Source organism: Corynebacterium argentoratense, assembly GCF_021491455.1.
Lineage (GTDB): Bacteria > Actinomycetota > Actinomycetes > Mycobacteriales > Mycobacteriaceae > Corynebacterium > Corynebacterium argentoratense_A.
In genome coordinates this window covers 279,745-295,020 of sequence record NZ_JAKETN010000003.1, presented here as the reverse complement: position 1 = coordinate 295,020, position 15,276 = coordinate 279,745, and the positions used below count along the sequence as shown (strand labels likewise).

15 protein-coding genes, 1 tRNA gene and 1 pseudogene are annotated in these 15,276 nt (G+C 56.4%); 4 read left to right on the top strand and 13 right to left on the bottom strand.

Annotation, left to right across the window (positions count from 1 at the left end):
- The first annotated feature begins 6 nt into the window (after positions 1-6).
- The 4 genes from L1C91_RS05785 to L1C91_RS05770 all read left to right on the top strand — a co-directional run bounded on the left by L1C91_RS05785 (position 7) and on the right by L1C91_RS05770 (position 1,196).
- Positions 7-80, top strand: a tRNA-Met gene (locus L1C91_RS05785).
- A gap of 43 nt (positions 81-123) precedes the next feature.
- The gene (locus tag L1C91_RS05780; protein WP_234858409.1) at positions 124-306 is read left to right on the top strand and encodes a hypothetical protein; all 183 of its coding nucleotides are present in this window, start codon (positions 124-126) and stop codon (positions 304-306) included.
- A gap of 84 nt (positions 307-390) precedes the next feature.
- Positions 391-894, top strand: coding sequence for a recombinase family protein (locus L1C91_RS05775; RefSeq protein ID WP_328219590.1), 504 nt, complete (start codon positions 391-393; stop codon positions 892-894).
- A complete protein-coding gene (locus tag L1C91_RS05770) occupies positions 891-1,196 on the top strand; it encodes a hypothetical protein (protein WP_234858408.1) in 306 nt (101 codons plus the stop codon). The genes L1C91_RS05775 and L1C91_RS05770 overlap by 4 nt, the downstream gene beginning before the upstream one ends.
- Positions 1,197-1,250: 54 nt before the next feature.
- Here the strand turns inward: L1C91_RS05770 and L1C91_RS05765 are convergent, their stop codons facing one another.
- The 13 genes and pseudogenes from L1C91_RS05765 to L1C91_RS05710 form a co-directional block, all read right to left on the bottom strand.
- The gene (locus L1C91_RS05765; protein WP_328219589.1) at positions 1,251-2,144 is read right to left on the bottom strand and encodes a type IIL restriction-modification enzyme MmeI; all 894 of its coding nucleotides are present in this window, start codon (positions 2,142-2,144) and stop codon (positions 1,251-1,253) included.
- A 78-nt stretch (positions 2,145-2,222) separates the two neighbouring features.
- A pseudogene (locus L1C91_RS09455) lies at positions 2,223-2,321 on the bottom strand (DNA methyltransferase); the annotation flags it as partial.
- Positions 2,322-2,389: 68 nt separating this feature from the next.
- Positions 2,390-2,695, bottom strand: coding sequence for a DUF4192 family protein (locus L1C91_RS05760; protein WP_234858406.1), 306 nt, complete (start codon positions 2,693-2,695; stop codon positions 2,390-2,392).
- Positions 2,696-2,761: 66 nt separating this feature from the next.
- Entirely contained in the window at positions 2,762-3,334 is a 573-nt protein-coding gene (locus L1C91_RS05755) for a recombinase family protein (protein ID WP_234858405.1), read from the bottom strand.
- Positions 3,335-3,336: 2 nt separating this feature from the next.
- On the bottom strand, positions 3,337-6,528 hold the full coding sequence (locus tag L1C91_RS05750; RefSeq protein ID WP_234858404.1) for a type I restriction endonuclease subunit R: 3,192 nt from the start codon (positions 6,526-6,528) through the stop codon (positions 3,337-3,339).
- A 9-nt stretch (positions 6,529-6,537) separates the two neighbouring features.
- Positions 6,538-7,728, bottom strand: coding sequence for a restriction endonuclease subunit S (locus L1C91_RS05745; protein ID WP_234858403.1), 1,191 nt, complete (start codon positions 7,726-7,728; stop codon positions 6,538-6,540).
- Positions 7,721-10,318, bottom strand: a complete 2,598-nt coding sequence (locus L1C91_RS05740) for a type I restriction-modification system subunit M (protein ID WP_234858402.1) — start codon at positions 10,316-10,318, stop codon at positions 7,721-7,723. The genes L1C91_RS05745 and L1C91_RS05740 overlap by 8 nt, the downstream gene beginning before the upstream one ends.
- A 157-nt stretch (positions 10,319-10,475) precedes the next feature.
- Positions 10,476-10,901, bottom strand: a complete 426-nt coding sequence (locus tag L1C91_RS05735; RefSeq protein WP_144198470.1) for a hypothetical protein — start codon at positions 10,899-10,901, stop codon at positions 10,476-10,478.
- Positions 10,902-10,912: 11 nt separating this feature from the next.
- A complete protein-coding gene (locus L1C91_RS05730) occupies positions 10,913-12,133 on the bottom strand; it encodes a type IIL restriction-modification enzyme MmeI (protein ID WP_234858401.1) in 1,221 nt (406 codons plus the stop codon).
- 127 nt (positions 12,134-12,260) lie between these two features.
- Positions 12,261-12,650 (bottom strand): hypothetical protein, encoded by a 390-nt coding sequence (locus L1C91_RS05725; RefSeq protein ID WP_234858400.1) that lies wholly within the window; start codon positions 12,648-12,650, stop codon positions 12,261-12,263.
- Between the two features lie 177 nt (positions 12,651-12,827).
- Positions 12,828-13,808 carry a trypsin-like serine protease gene (locus tag L1C91_RS05720; RefSeq protein ID WP_234858399.1) on the bottom strand — a complete coding sequence of 327 codons (981 nt, stop codon included), beginning with the start codon at positions 13,806-13,808 and terminating at the stop codon, positions 12,828-12,830.
- 2 nt (positions 13,809-13,810) lie between these two features.
- A complete protein-coding gene (locus L1C91_RS05715) occupies positions 13,811-14,767 on the bottom strand; it encodes a DUF418 domain-containing protein (protein WP_234858398.1) in 957 nt (318 codons plus the stop codon).
- Between the two features lie 347 nt (positions 14,768-15,114).
- A complete protein-coding gene (locus tag L1C91_RS05710) occupies positions 15,115-15,252 on the bottom strand; it encodes a hypothetical protein (protein WP_234858450.1) in 138 nt (45 codons plus the stop codon).
- Positions 15,253-15,276: the final 24 nt, after the last annotated feature.

Below are 15,276 nucleotides of genomic sequence, written 5' to 3'. Positions count from 1 at the left end.
ACCCGACGCGGGGTGGAGCAGCTCGGTAGCTCGCTGGGCTCATAACCCAGAGGTCGTAGGTTCGAATCCTGCCCCCGCTACTAATCCGGAACCCTCGGTTCGCGAAAGCGAATCGGGGGTTTCTTGCATCGCATCGACCTTCTTGGGGAGAAGGTCGACTACGTCTACTCCAAAGAAATCGGCGACCGCATAGAGATCCTCGACCGACCAAGCAGTTTGGCCATAGATCTTGCGACTAACGCCTGGACCTGTGATGCCAAGTTCTTCGCCGAGAGCTTTCTTGGTTACGCGGTTCAAGAAAAGTAGTTCATTCACCTTTGCGCCGATCGCCTCATTGAGTGACATCGGCTTGAGGGGTGTCAGCAGAATCTCGCCCGCCAGCGTTAGACCATCGGGCTGGTAGACCGAGAGTTCGTCGACGAGCTTTCGGCGCGTAGCCGAGCCACGCGCCCTGGACTTGAAGCTTGCGTTGCTTATCTGCGTGATGGGGACGTGCTCAAGGTGGCATCGATTGGCCGCCTCGCGCGCTCGCTGGTGGATCTTCGTGGGTTGATCGACGAGATCACCGGCAAGGGCGCGGAAGTCGAATTCTTGAGCGAGGGACTGATTTTTGCCCCAGGCGTGTCGGACCCACGGTCTACTCTGCTGTTAGGAGTGCTTGGATCCTTTGCAGAGTTCGAGCGCGCCATCATCCACGAGCGCCAGGCCGAGGGCATCGCCCTGGCAAAGAAAGCCGGGAGATACAAAGGCCGACAACGAGCTCTCACCCCAGAACAGTCCAATGAGATCCGGAAGCAAGCAAAGGCCGGCGCTCGACCAACCGAATTAGCCAAAGCATTCGGCGTAAGCCGCAGCACCATTTACCGCGAACTACAGAAAGAGGCGAACACATGACCTTCCTGGATATCTTGGGATACATCTTCTGGCTGGGTGCAGCGGCCATCCTTATTACCAAGGTACGCAAGAGCGGCATCATCGCTGGCCCGATCCTAAGCATTTTGCCGATTGGTGGCCTCGCAATTTCGCTGACTGTCGTTGCGGCACTCGGTGGCGTGCTCGCTGGCACTGCCAACCAATTCGAGAAAGAGATGCAGTCACCACCGGCTACGCCGCAGCTCGTGGACTCGCCCAGCGACGTAATTGACCACATGCTTTCCATCGCGAACACCCCCGCACCCGAGCCCGAGGGATACTAGATCACTTGGTGACGTGGCATGGGGCAGGAACAACAGCGTTCCTGCCCCACTCTCTTATGCGTTTTGAGTCATTCGAGCATAGTTCTCGAACAGCAGTTCTTGCCGTTGCCGCTCAGTCGTCAATTTACGCCGCGCGCCCATTGCCTTGTCGACCTCCTTGTCTAGGGCATCGTGTGCATTAATTAGCGCAGGGTCCATTGCGAATGGATTATAGTGCTCTGCAAGCGAGCGTTCGGGATGCAGGTCTCGCGCCGCCAAGACTTTCTTGCCAGCGTCAATAATTCGCTGGCGAACTGGTTGGTCCAATTCGGGCAAGGCAAAATTATTCCACGTAATAGTGCTTGAGAAACTTACATCCGACTTCAACCGCCCACCGACGGTCTTCATCCAGGTGATAAACATTGACGAAGACGCAACCGCAAACAAAAAGCCATCCGGGTCAACAGCACCATACACCTTGTTCGAAATAACGACTCCTGGATCTAGCTCGGCAACCGGCAGGTATCGACGGTTTGACGAGCTTACCTCCGGCAAACCAACGATGGGCTGATCTGATATAAGTCCAATCTGACGGAATAGGTGATGGTGCGGATATTCGCGTGTCGTTTTTGCCTTCGACTTTGCCCTCTCGGCCCGAACTCCGGCGATTCTCTCCCTCAATAACGCAGACTTGGAAAGATCTCTCGGTTCAACGTCTACCAGCCAAAGACACCATCGATCCTTTCCGTTTATCAATTCGTCGGAGCCGATGTAAGGACGGACATATTTTGCTGCAATTGGATCCTTGAGAACTCCCGCATACTCAGATTCTCGCACCATCAAGTACCCGCCATCAGATGCTTTCGATCCGTAGTTGACTTCTGGCAGAGAAGCCGAGAGAGGAACCGACCGTTTGGAGACAAGAACATTCGGGCCGTCAACAAGGTATGCATTTATTGCCCGTTCCACCGAAATTTCAGTGGGGTCGCCCTTGATGTCGGTGTAGTCCCAAAGTCGTGGACGTGGACTATAGAGTCGGTCAAATCCCACAATGACGCAATGTACTGCAGCTTTACCCGGCGCTTCTGAATCCCATGAGAATGTTCTGTGAGCGAACCGAATTCTCCAGCAAGCAGCAAAGATAGGGCCAAAAAGTCGTGCTGGTCAGTCCATAGAGCCGTATAGGGTTCATCTTCGGAGACACCGCGCACGTGCTAAACGATGGCGAGGTTGTCGATGCCAGACTGAACGATGTCAGAAACGAACGCGTGATGGGATTTCTCGGAAGAGACAACCGCGAACACGATGTCTGCGGCAAAGGAGTTGATGCACTTGGTGATCTGAGGCAGAGATTCGGCATCACCAGCATCCATTCGCAGCACAGGACCTAGGGACATAGTGTTGGTTTCTACCTGACGCAGGAGTAGGAAGATTGCAGAATTGGCGGGGTGAAACCCCAGGATGGCGGGGATTTCGGCGATCAGACGGGCAGGGGACGCGAGCGAAGTAGAGCTGGGCATGACAGGGCCTTTCGACACAGTGACGGATGGTTCAGTCATCTGTCCGAAGCGGCTATGCTGCGAAGATTAGGACGCCCCCCTATGCCGCCTTAGCACCCTGGAGATGGTCGCACGTGAGACCCCAAAAGCCTTAGCCACTGAGCTGATCGTGTCGCCTGATTCGACGAGCTTCACGGCCTTGGACTCCTGGTCAGGGGTCAACTTCGGCTTCCGGCCGCCAACGCGCCCGTTGGCCCGTGCGTGCGCCACACCCTCCTTGGTGCGTTGGATCAGGAGATCACGCTCCCACTCAGCCAGGGCCGCCATCACGTTGATGATGACCTTGTCTGCAGGTCGGCCAGTGTCTAGCGCTGGCTCCAGGACGCGCACATTGATGTCGCGCTCCGCCAGATCAGCGATAGTGGTGACGACTTCGACGAGACTACGGCCAAGACGATCAAGCCTGGTCACGACGAGGGTGTCATTGGGACGCATGTAGTTCAAGGCATCATCAAGGCCTGGCCGCGACCACTTAGTGCCAGAGATCACGTCCTGGTAAATGCGGTTCGGGTCGCAGCCTGCATCGACGAGGGCGTCACGCTGAGTGTCGAAAGACTCAGTTTGGCGGGCCGTGGACACACGACAATAGCCGATCAACATGCTTACTCACCTGCCAGCTCTTCCTCGGCTACCGTGAGGTCAGCAGGCAGCACGCCATCGATGATGTAGGTGCGCAGGAGCTTGTCCAGCATCGCACGAACCTTGAACTTCGACACTGGTGCGCCGGTGACCTCGGTGAAGTAGGCGGTAGCCAAGTCGAGGTCAATGGATGCCTTGAGGTCATCGAAACGCCCGTACTCGTTGATGGTTGCTGCCGTAACACGGCTGTCGAGTATTCGGCGCAATAGTCCCGTATCCAGCCCCAGTCGCTCATGAAGGCGTGCCAGCTGCCGGTCACGCTCGGTGATGCGGTACTCGTTGATGTAGTCCTGCACTGTCTTGCCCGGTTGCAGGGCCACGTCGCCTGCCTGGAGATCATGCAGCCAACGGTTAGCGTAGCGCTGGTCGTCTTGGCTCAGGCGGGCGAAACTATCATGTAGCTGCTCCAGCAGATCATCGAGCATGCGCTCTGCCACGCCGTCCTGGAGTGCCTTGAGGTACTTCTCAAACTTGCTGTTGAGGTACTCGGCATCGATGCGGTCGGTGTCGATGTGTGTAATGTGCACGTCAATATCGAAGGGCGCGTCATCTGTCCCACCGGGCGGGTCAGTTGGATCGCCTCCCTCTTTGCCAAGTTCCTTGTAACGGGTGAGCAATGTGGTGAAGACGTCCTCGGTGAGCGTTACCACGATAGGCTCAGGGAGTGCATCGAAGTAGTAGGTGTCCTTCTCCCAGGTAAAGCCCTGCACCTGTGCTGCCTGGAGTTCGCGGTACATCCGATTGAAGGTCTTGGCGAACTCACCCTGGTCAGCCTCAGAATCGGGTAGCTTCGAGAAGTCAGTCTGGCCGGTCGCCGGGTCAGTGAACAGGGCTGTAATGATGTCAAAACATTCGTTGATGGCCTTAAGGTGCTCGTCGAGGTGGTCCACGAACAGGCCGAAGGGCTTGTCACCTGAATACAACTTCACCGCACGGTCGATGTTGTTCTTCATCGTGTGTGGCTTGCGGTAGTAGCGGATGGAACCGAACGGCTTTTCCGGGCCGAAGATGCGGTTGGTACGTGAAAAGGCCTGGATAATGGACTCATATTCGATAACCTTGTCCATGTAGAGGGTGTTCAGCCACTTGGAGTCGAAGCCGGTGAGCATCTGATCCACCACGATGAGTAGGTCGATGTGCTGGCTACGATCATCGAGGAAGGCCTTGGTGTTGTAGGGCGCCTTGTGGGCCAGGCGCTTGGAAACATCCTTCTTAAACTCATCGTGAGTCGGCATGGTGAAGTGCTGGCCATAGGCGGCGTTGTAGTCGCGCAGAATCTCCAGCAGACCGTCTTCCTTGAACAGCTGGCTGTCACCAGTGTTGTCGATATTAGGGTCAAACAGCGCCGTGACCTTAATGTGCGGGTACTGCGCCTTGAAGATGCGGTAGTACTCCACTGCTTCAGGGATGCTGGAGGTCGCCAGGATGGCATGGAACATACTGCCCCGACTCAACTGTGCCCAGTGCTTGTTGATGTCGCTGGCAACCGCCTGGCGGTGGTTGTCGTGACGGTACTGAGTGATAGGCAGGTAGTCTTCGATACCCTTGGCGACACGCTTGGTACCACTGTCGGTGTCTGTCTCGTACACCGAGGCCATCGGGACCTGGTCCTTGTCCATAAACTTGTAGTAGACAGCCGCCTTCTTGGGGTCCGCCAGAGCCTCGTTCACGGACTTAGCCTTGGCCTCCTGGAGAGCAACCACAGTGCGCACGTCATGCGCCCGGAAGGTTTCCACCATCTCCGGGTCGAAGCCGAGGACGTTACCGTCGCGAATACCGTCGGCAATTGAGTAGCGGTGCAGCTCATTGCCAAACAACGTGGTCGTGGTGGAGTGCTTCTTCTGGTTCTCGTCGTGGATGGGCGTGCCGGTGAACCCAAAGAACAGCGCGTTCGGCAAAGTGCGCTTAATGGTGGCGAGCATGTCACCAAAGGTGGTGCGGTGTGCCTCATCGACGATGAACACCACACGCTTGGAGCGGATGATGTCCAGGTCGGCTTTCTTGACGGAATCAGCATTAACCCTGCTCATCTTGTGCAGGGAGGTCACGATGAGGGTGGAGTGCTTGTTCTTGAGCAGCGTTATCAACGTGGCAGCACTGGAAGTATCTTCCACGGCGATGCTGTCGCCACCGTAGCTTTCGTAGTTCTCCAACGACTGCGTGCCCAGCTCCACACGGTCAAGGAGGAACACTACCTTGTCGGCGTTGTGGGAGTCTGCGATAAGCTGCGCGGTCTTGAAGCTGGTAATCGTCTTGCCAGAGCCGGTGGTGTGCCAGACATAACCGCCGAGTTGGTCGCCGCTGTCCCAGTCGTGACGGTCCACACGGTCAGCGATACGTGAGGCTGCGTAGTACTGGTAGGAGCGCATCGCCAGCAGGTTGCCGGAGGCCCGGTCAGCGACCGTGTAGAAGCCAATGAGCTGGTGCGCCATCGGAATAGACAGCAGTGCTCGTGCCACATCGCCCCACTGGTTGACTGGCTCGTTGTTGAAGTCCGCCCAGTGGAAGAAGTAGTCCGGGTTGAACTTAGCTGACCCTGGGTTGGCGAAGTAGAGTGTTTCCTCCGGGGTCATCGCCACAAAGATTTGCACCAGAGAGAAGATGCCCTGGTAGACGCCCTCGTGGGCGTACTTGGCTACCTGGTTGGCGCCTTGCGAGACAGGCACGCCTGAGCGCTTCAACTCGATGTGGAAGACCGGCATACCGTTGATGAGCAGCATGAGATCGCCGCGTCGTTTCGGCAGCAGCTCATCAGCGGTCTTGAAACGAGGCTGGACGGCAATCTGGTAGCGCGACTGGCCACCGGCAATCTCCAGGCGGTCGTAGATTTTCAGGCTGACCTCCACGCCGAAGTTGTGGGCCTGAGGCGCATCACGGGTGATGGTGACTGTGCGACCGTTGATGAACTCGTTGAGAGCCAGCGGCGTGCGCAGCACGTTGATTTGCTCAATGATTTGCGCCATCTCCCCCTCGGTGAGTGGCACGTCGCCCAGCAGGTCACGGCCCCGGTTGTTGGCGTAGAGAATGTTGGCCCAGTTGTCGATGAGCTGTTGCTCGGTTGGATGGCGCAGCAGCTCATCGCTCCAGCCGTGGCGGGTGAGCAGGTCAATGACTGCCGTCTCGAACTCAGCCTCGCAGCGAAATGGTGTGGTCATGACAGCTCCTTAGATGAACATCCGTTGCAGCAGCGCCGTCTTGGCTTGCTTGAGGGACGCAATGTACTGAGCCTCGGCGGCAATGAGCTGGTCGAGGTTAGTGAACACTGCGCCGATGGCCTGTTGCTCTTCGAGGGTGGGTGGGACCGGGACTTCGATGGCCGCCAGCTGACTACGGCTTACTCGCTGACGTGTGCCACCGGCCAACAGTGTGTCGATGTGCTCGAAATATGACGGGTTACCAAGGTAAGCGACAAGGTAGTCGGCATCGTTTTCCTCAGACAACCGCACAATTGTGCAGTCGACAGCAGTAATCAGGCGGTACGGCATCATTGGGACAATACATGCTCGTCCTGCCGGGTCTGGGAGTCGAGAAATTAGAATATCTCCGGGTAGTACTTCCTGGCACCGCAAGCGTTTGAAGGTTTCTTCGGAGATCCATTTTTGGGTCGCAGATTTCTGGACAAAAGTGCCGATACCGACATTGCCGGTTTGCAGGAGTCGGATACCTTCGGTGCTTTGGTCCTTCGATTCGATCCAATCTCCGTCAGTGAATAGTGACGCCAGTTGCTGAAGGGGTGCACTGCCCCACTCACCGCTGAAGCCCTCCAGCCGCAGCTCGGGCACTGTCTGTCCCTCCTGCGGGAACATCCGCTGCATGAGCGCCGTCTTGGACTGCTGCAGCGCCTTGTGCTTGAGCATGTGCTGGTTGATGGCCGCGTCGAGATTGGTGAAGATTGCGCCGATGGCCTGCTGTTCTTCGAGGGTGGGTGGTTTCTGGAAAATGAAACCAGTGATAGTGGGCTGACGAAGCGAATCGACCGTAGCTTTCACGGTGTTTTGCATTGCGTGGTCCTTGAACGAATGCTGCATTGCCCAATAGACGTACTTACCATCAATGTCCTCGAAATCGGAGATTCGATATACGCGCTGATGGAAGTCAAACTTCCCAATGTAGTAGTGGAAAATCTCCCCGAGGCGTCCCTCACCAGGGATGAGGATCGCTTCACCGTCAAACAGATACTTGTTACTCCTCTCGACGTGCTGAGAGCGCACGAAGAAGGGGTAAAGACCATCGGGGTCGGCGTCTTGAACGTCGCTACTGCCAGTGGTGACATGGGAATGTTCACCCAAGGTGCAGTCTTCCCACTCACCGCTGAAGCCCTCCAGCCGCAGTGCAGGTACATTCTGCTTAGACATCACGACCACCGCCCAGCACGGCCTGCAGTGCAGCGACAGCCTGCATATCGGCGGTGTTACCGGTGAGGCCACTGAGCAGGCTAGCGAGTTCCTGTTCCGTCTCGCGAATCTGCACGTCGAGGTCCGTGAGCGCTACCGCGTACTTGTCGTGCAGCGCCTGGACGCGGGCTGCAAGACCTGCAAGCACGTGACCAGGGATGTCCCGCAGGTCATCCATGAGTGCAGTGATCCACTTGGCGGTGAGCACCTCGTCTACCTGCGCGTCGGTGAGCGCTTCGATGGTGGCGTAGGTGTCTGCCTCAAGCTGCTGCTCTGCAGCCTTAAGGTCCTTCTTGAGTGTGTCACGCTGTTCGATGAGCGCCTTGGCACTAAGCATGACGGCCTCAACACTGCCCTCTGGCCAGGCCTGACCCTTAGGTAGTTTCGGTAGCTCCTTAATGGCCTTCTTCAGTGCAGCAGTAGCGAAAGCATCCTGCTTCTCGTTGAGTACCTCGGCCAGGTCGGTCTTGTCGTCTTCACTTAAGCCTTCGATGAGCTGCGTCAGCTCTGATACTGCTGTGTCTAGTTCACGGCTCAGCTGGGTTACTTGGTCTTTGAGCTGCGGTAGGTAGAGTTCCTGCACCAACTCATTGGGGGCGATACGGCCCTCCCAGCCGACCTGGACTTCTTCCTTCTTGCCCTTGCGGGTCTTCATCTCCATGACAGGGTCGTTGACGCGCACGGCATCTAGGCCTTCGGTCTGGATGACCTCTAGGTCAGCAGCAGTGTTGATCCAGCTGTCGTGGAGAACCTGGTAGCCCTCGTAGGCATCAACCAGCGGTACAGGGTCGAGTCGGTCGAATAGGTCAGTCTTGAGCTGGTCTTCTGTGGTGTTGAGTGGCACGGTGGCGGAGCTGTCCACAAGCAGCGCGTGCAGCTTCTCTGGCAGGTCAGATAGTGCTGCATTGACCTGGTCGCGCAGTGCCTGAGCTGCAGGGTGCTGATCGACAGCCTCACGGAGGTTAGTGGTGTTCAGCTCCGCGTAGCCGTTGGCGTGCTCGGTGAATAGTGCCTCACGCAGTCCCGGCAGCGCAGTCCAGTAGTGCTCCAGGGTGTCAATCTCCGACACTGGAATACCGCCATGCATGGTGGCGTACAGGTCGACAGCCTCCGGCGGCAGAGTGGCAGACACGTAGCGTGGGATGTTGAGGTTGTGGTCATTGGCGCGAATCTCGTCGCGGGTCACGACCTTGGCGAAGTGTGGCACGTCCTCGCGGTTGTGCACGGTGTCAACGATTCGTTGGATGTCACGGGCACGCAGGTGGTTGTACTTGCCCTGCTTAACGAAGCCTTGGGAGGCATCGATGAACAGCACGTCGTCACGGTCACGATCCTGCTTGAGCACCAGGATGATGGTGGCAATTCCTGTGCCGTAGAAGATGTTGGAGGGCAGGCCGATGACGGCATCGATGTGGTTGGCCTCGATGAGGTTGCGTCGAATCTCCGCCTCAGAGCCACCACGGAACAATACGCCGTGCGGCAAGACGATGGTGAGAATACCGTCGGGCTTGACGTGGAACAGCTCATGCAGCAGGAAGGCGTAGTCAGCCTTGGTCTTGGGCGCCAGACCAAACCGTGAGAAGCGCGGGTCAGCCTCGTTACCTTCCGGCTCCCACTTCTGGGAATACGGCGGGTTTGAGACAACCGCGTCCACGTACAACGGCTGGTAGGTCTGCACCGGGTCGGACTCGTCGAACATTGGCCAGTCATGAGCCAGGCTGTCACCGTTGCGAGCGACAATATTGTCAGCCTTCACGCCACGCATGACCAGATTCATTCGCGTGAGGTTGTACGTGTTCTCGCGCAGCTCCTGGGCAAAATACTTGATGCGGCTTGGGTCGCCCATGCGCTTGGCAACGGCCTGGCCGATATTGAGTAGCAGGGAGCCAGAGCCAGAGGTCGGGTCATAGATTTGAATCTCCTCGCGGCCCTTGAGGTGGTCGGCGACGATGTTGCTCATGATGAGCGACACTTCATGAGGCGTGTAGAACTCGCCTGCCTTCTTACCTGCGTTGGCCGCGAACTTCTCGATGAGGTACTCGTAAATGTAGCCGAGCACGTCATAGCCCTGCTTGCCGTCGGTGGGGATGTCATCGATAAGCTCCAGTAGCTTTTTGATGGCAGCGGTTCGTGCAGTATCGGTGGTGCCCAGCTTCGACAGGCCGGTCTCAAGGGTGTTGAAGATGTCTTCGAAGACATGCTTGCGCTCTGGAGCAATGTTGCGCTTGAACGTGGCTAGCCCTTCACGCACGTGCGCGATGGAGAAATCGTTGCCCATGTCCCGCCACGTGGAGTATAGGTTCTCGTAGGTGAGGAAGTAGCCCAAGTTGTTGCGCACCAGGGATACAGTGTCGGTGTCCGTCTCAACCAGAGCGTCAGGCAGGTCCTCCGGCTCCGCATCGTTGCGCAGCAGGAACTGCTCGACCTGGTCGGAGAGGAACTTATAGAAGATGAAGCCAAGGATGTAATCCTTGTACTCATTGGCCTCAATCTTGGAGCGCATATTGTTGGCCGACTCCCAGATACGGGAGGCGAGTTCCTGTTTGTTCACGGGCTAGTTCCTTTGTTCAATATCGGTCGGTTGTGACACATTCGCGGGACACAGGGATGGGAAGCCCAAAAGTGCAGGTGCGAGTGTGTCACAAACGTTAATCAAAATGTTGTCTGTATCATAACTCAACAATTAACGTTTGTGACACACTATGGGGTTAGGTTTTCCATGTGATTTTGACGCGGTTCGGGTCGAATTTTCTAGCACCTTGCTTGCCGGGGAGAATATGAATCTCCATGAGTAAGCGAGTGAGGCGTCTCCTGTCTTCAACACTGGCACTCTCCCACCATTCAGCAAAGATGACATCCTCCGTCAATTCAGTGGCCAACGGATCAGCGCCGAGTGTTTCAGTGATTTTCTGAAGTTCCTCGTCGATCTTGGCAAGCTGCGAGGCGATCTTTTTCTCAACACGAGCGAATGTTGACGTGTCAAGCTCACCATCGATGACGGACTCTTCTAGCGCCTCGCGGCGAGCCAGCAAGGCAGTGCGATCCTGGAAGAGAGACTGCATACGCTCACTGAGCGTGTCGTCTTCGGGGGTCAGAGCACTACGCAGCACTTCAAGAGCGTCGGGCTTCGACATGCGGGCGATGATCACCTGCGAGACAAGATCATCAACTTCTTCAGAACCAATAGCAGTGTGCCACTTCCCGATCTTCTCAGTTTCTTCCTACTGCCGGTTGTTCTAGCAATCAACTGGTCTGCTTCGGCGCGGATCTCGTCCAGGAACAGCGGGCCTAGAGTCTTCATGATGTTTGCCTCGGAGGTGTAATGTTCGCCATCGCTTCTACGTGCTTCTTTCGACTTAACGAGTTGGAAAAGGCTGCCGAAGATAGCTGGAGAAATGTCCGTCCACCGGAAGCGGCACGCATCTATTAGGGCGTGGCGCATCTCGGGGCTAAAGAATGTTGTCGTGCGTGTTTCACCTGCCCTGTCGAACAGCGAACCATTGACGTATGGGAACGCGGCCATCGAGTCGGGAACATGCCTGCGTTTGTTCTCGGGGGTGTTGAGAACATCGAACAGTGCGTCGATCTGGCTGCCTAGGTTTTCGCTTGTAGTGTGGTCGAGTACGAAGCGGTAAAAGAGATCCTGTTCCCACAGTCCTGCATCGTCACCGAATAGGAGGAACAGTAGGCGCGTCAGGAACACAGAGGTGCGCTGTACTTCTTCGTCCTCATCTTCGGGATTGATTGGGGCCTCATCGGCTACGCCCCCGTCCACCTCGTCGCCTGCCATAGCTGTAAAAAGGTTGGCCATAACTTTGGAGGCTTTTAGCGAGGCTGCTTCTTCTTCGCGACTCATGGAGTCGTCGTAACCGGCTAAGAAGCGGAGTAGATCGACGTTGTCCGCGACTTCACCTAAGCCGAAAGTGACGTCGAATCGTTGGTCTGGGGAGCCTAGTCGCAGAAGACGAAAGTTTTCGAAGTCGCTGGCGAGGATGTACCGGGGTTGCTCGGTGGCGGATACGGAGCCGCCTTGGAGGTAGTCGCGCGCCTGGCCGACAGCTTCGTCTAGGTTCACCCCGGGAGACTTGGCTTCACCAATTACGACGGATGGCCAGAAGAGGTCAATGTAGCCGGTGTTGCCCGTGGAACCACGGCGGGCATCTTGTTCGAACAGATCCATGCGTGTTGCTGAGATGCCGAAGCAGGCGAGAAAGTCTGCCCAGAATGATTGAGCGTATTTCTTCTCGATCGCCCCTTCATTGTGTTCTTTCCAGGTATCCAGACGTTGCCGCCAATGCACTCTGAATTCGTCGAGATTGTGCTTGATTTCGTTGCGGTCAAGTCTGATGGGGGTCGAGGAAATCATGTTCTCACCATACCGGTACGCGGGTGTCTGATCGGCTTGTTAGCGGCGGTTGAATAAAAGGTGGCCGCCTCGCACAGCTGCGAGGCGGCCACGGGTGGGCGGTGGTTCAGGGGGAAGTTGTGCCTGCCTAGTTCTTGTCGTGCTTATCGCGTCGCTCGTCGTTGTCGAGGGCGGGAGAATTTTCGCCGTCGAGCTCCTGGTCGTCTCGGTTGCCCTCCCCTTCCGCGTTCTCGTTGGTGTCGGAGGTGGTGGTGTCCTCGTCGCCGTCGAGCTGGTCTTCGGCGTCGTCCTCGTCGTGGATGCTGTCAGTGTCGAGGGCGAGCAGCTGGCGAAGTTCGGAGGCCGTGAGACCGAAGGACTCACGCAGCCAGGTGTGTGCTTCGCCGAGCTGGTCGAGCTCCTGAAGAGCGGCTGCGAATCGGGCGCGCACGGCTTCGAGCTCGGTTTGTGCGAGGAACGCGCGCTGGGTGGCGGCTTTAACTTTTTCCTGATTTGCCAGTCGTTCTGCAAGCGCCATCATTGCTAGCTCTCGTGCTTGCTGTCGTTTCGTTGTTCTCTTTGCCGTGCTCACTAACTTATGGTTTGTCGACCCAGCTTTGCTGGCCCTTCCGGTTTTAGAGTGCGTTGATTTTGTCCTGTAGTTGTCCGGAGTGGATTAGGCACCGCAAGATGTAGTGGTTGAGGTTAGACGGTTCTACTGTCGGCCATTCCTAATGCGCGACCAGGCTGCTGCGACAACCAGGCCAACACACGCGATGGCGAGGTAACCCCACATGTGATCGGCGCTGGTCTGAATGGTCTTTGGTGGAGCAGGAGTGTTCTCTGCGGTTAGGACGCTTTCTGTGTCGCGACCAGAGGTGACACCGTCAATCCAGTCGGCGGTGCCTGCGAGGGTAGTGATTGCCGCGCTGGGGGAGGGCAGGTCAGGATCGCCATTGGAAGTTCCGGCGGTAGCAAGCCCGGCAAGCTTTCCATCGACGAAGAATGGTCCGCCAGAGTCGCCGCCCTGCATACCTGCACCGGAGACCGAATGTGCATCCAGGATGGCGCTTTCGATCATCGGCATCATGGCAGCGTCGGCTGGGATGCTTTCCATTCCCCCGGGGATGAACACGGATTGGGATTCACCCGGAACAGCCTCACCTGGAGTAGCTTCACCAGGCGCAACCTCACCTGGATTTCCTTCATCGAGACCTCCGCCCAGCAGCTCATTGACGACCATCTTGGCCATCGGAAGCTGCCCGGATCGAGCCATCGACGAGCTGCTGCTCCAACCGTAAAGAGTTCCCGTCTGCCCAGGTGCCGGGATATCGCGGGAAACCTTCGCCGGGGTTGCGTCAGTGACCTTCTCGGTCAAGTGAAGTAATCCTGCATCGGACACTGGAGACAGTGCCCAAGAATCGGCATCGTAAACCTTCCCGCCGATGCGGGCCTGGGTTCCTTCGTTGTTCACAGACTCCAGGCAGTGGCGTGCTGTGAGCACCCACTGATCTGCAACAAGCGTTCCAGTGCAGTCACCAAAAGTGCCGACTTTGCCAATCTTTAGCGCGGTCACAGAACCGCTTTCAACATTTGCAGGTGCGGGTTCGCCATTTTCCAATGCAAGAGCCGGGGCGGCAGATAGAAGCAGGATGCTGCTAACAAGTGCTGTGATGGAAAAAGATGCTTTCTTCACGGTTATTTCCCTTTCCCAGAAGGAACAATGGCCTTGATCGCGGTGGCAACGAGCTTTTCAGCCGGACCCTGTCCCACAAACTTCTTCCAAAGACTTGCGATGACGAGGAAGAATACGATGAATCCTGCTGCGGACAACGTGGAATGCAAAGCCACATTCTGCTGCCAATAAAACGCGGTGAGAACGTGCAGGACGTAAATGGTCAGCGACATTGTTCCCATGGCCGCGAATGGGTAAACCGCGGTCGGGAAGCGGTCGCCTACGAACAGACACAAATGCAGCACAATAGCGGCAACGGCGACGGAGAGAATGATTTCGCCGAAGACACCGGTATGTCCGGTAAATCGGAGCCAGCCAGCAATCTCGGGATCAAATCGGAAGTACATGCCGACGGCTGTGATGACAACGCTGACAGCGGTAACAATCCAACTCAACCGAGTATTAGCGCTGGTCTCGGAGCCGGAAGTGTCTTGCAGACGACCGCGAAGGTAGACGTCGTAAAGCAGCATGCCGCCGATGAAATATGCGATCCACGCCAGTAGCGGATAAATCTGTGGCAGCGTCATGGGCGCGTACTTAATTGTTGCGGTGATAGTTGCGGCGATGAAGAAGCCGACTCGCCACCATGTTCCGAGTGCTGGCATCCAGGAAACCAACATCATTACCAGACCCATGACAGCGAGGACTACTTGAATTTCTCCACCGACCGGCAACAAGGCCAGGCCGATGAGAATAATCAGAGCGCCGCGAGTGATGAGGCGCAAGAAAGTGGTGCTGCTGTAATTTCGGCCGATAATCATCATGGTGGCACCGGCAATAATGGCGAACAATGACGAAGGCAGGCCGGAGAGCACAACCTTTGTACTCCAAAGTAGTGAGGCCATATGGATAATGATCATGCCGATGATGGCGAGTGAGCGCGCTATGTCAAGCCCCACAATTCGTGAAGGTTTATTCACCCCAGATTTCTCCTTTACTACAACTTATCGGGAGGTGCTATTTGGAAAGTAGGTACTCCCTATAAACGTTTTAATCAAAACGACTTCCTAATTTTAGGAACCGAATCTGGCAATACATTAAGTGATTATGTGTAAAACACAGTGTTTCGTCTGTGTTTTCTCTGGGAAGCTATGAAGCGTCCTGGGTTTAGTTCCGCTTCTTTTACAGCCCTGTGTTGATGGGCTGGGTGAGATAATACTCGGTTTCTACTTCTTGTGGGGTGGCGTAGTCCAATGCTTCGTGAAGTCGCTTGGTGCTTGTGCACGGAAGTCTCGTTGCACAAGGTCCGGGCGATGATCCGGTACCTTCAGACTGATCGTGGTGACCGGAGTTCGTCAGCACCATCCACGTCCGCAGCGTCCACTGCGTCAGCCGTGCCAGTTGCATCGGCAGTGTCAACTGCATCGGCCACGTCCGACACCACAGGATCATCTAGCGCAGCCACGGGATCACCGTAGGCAACCCCAGT

Coding starts and splice junctions, on each gene's coding strand:
- L1C91_RS05770 (WP_234858408.1), top strand. CDS start 891: ATGACCTTCCTGGATATCTTGGGATACATCTTCTGGCTGGGTGCAGCG.
- L1C91_RS05760 (WP_234858406.1), bottom strand. CDS start 2,695: ATGCCCAGCTCTACTTCGCTCGCGTCCCCTGCCCGTCTGATCGCCGAA.
- L1C91_RS05755 (WP_234858405.1), bottom strand. CDS start 3,334: ATGTTGATCGGCTATTGTCGTGTGTCCACGGCCCGCCAAACTGAGTCT.
- L1C91_RS05750 (WP_234858404.1), bottom strand. CDS start 6,528: ATGACCACACCATTTCGCTGCGAGGCTGAGTTCGAGACGGCAGTCATT.
- L1C91_RS05745 (WP_234858403.1), bottom strand. CDS start 7,728: ATGTCTAAGCAGAATGTACCTGCACTGCGGCTGGAGGGCTTCAGCGGT.
- L1C91_RS05735 (WP_144198470.1), bottom strand. CDS start 10,901: ATGTCGAAGCCCGACGCTCTTGAAGTGCTGCGTAGTGCTCTGACCCCC.
- L1C91_RS05730 (WP_234858401.1), bottom strand. CDS start 12,133: ATGATTTCCTCGACCCCCATCAGACTTGACCGCAACGAAATCAAGCAC.
- L1C91_RS05725 (WP_234858400.1), bottom strand. CDS start 12,650: ATGGCGCTTGCAGAACGACTGGCAAATCAGGAAAAAGTTAAAGCCGCC.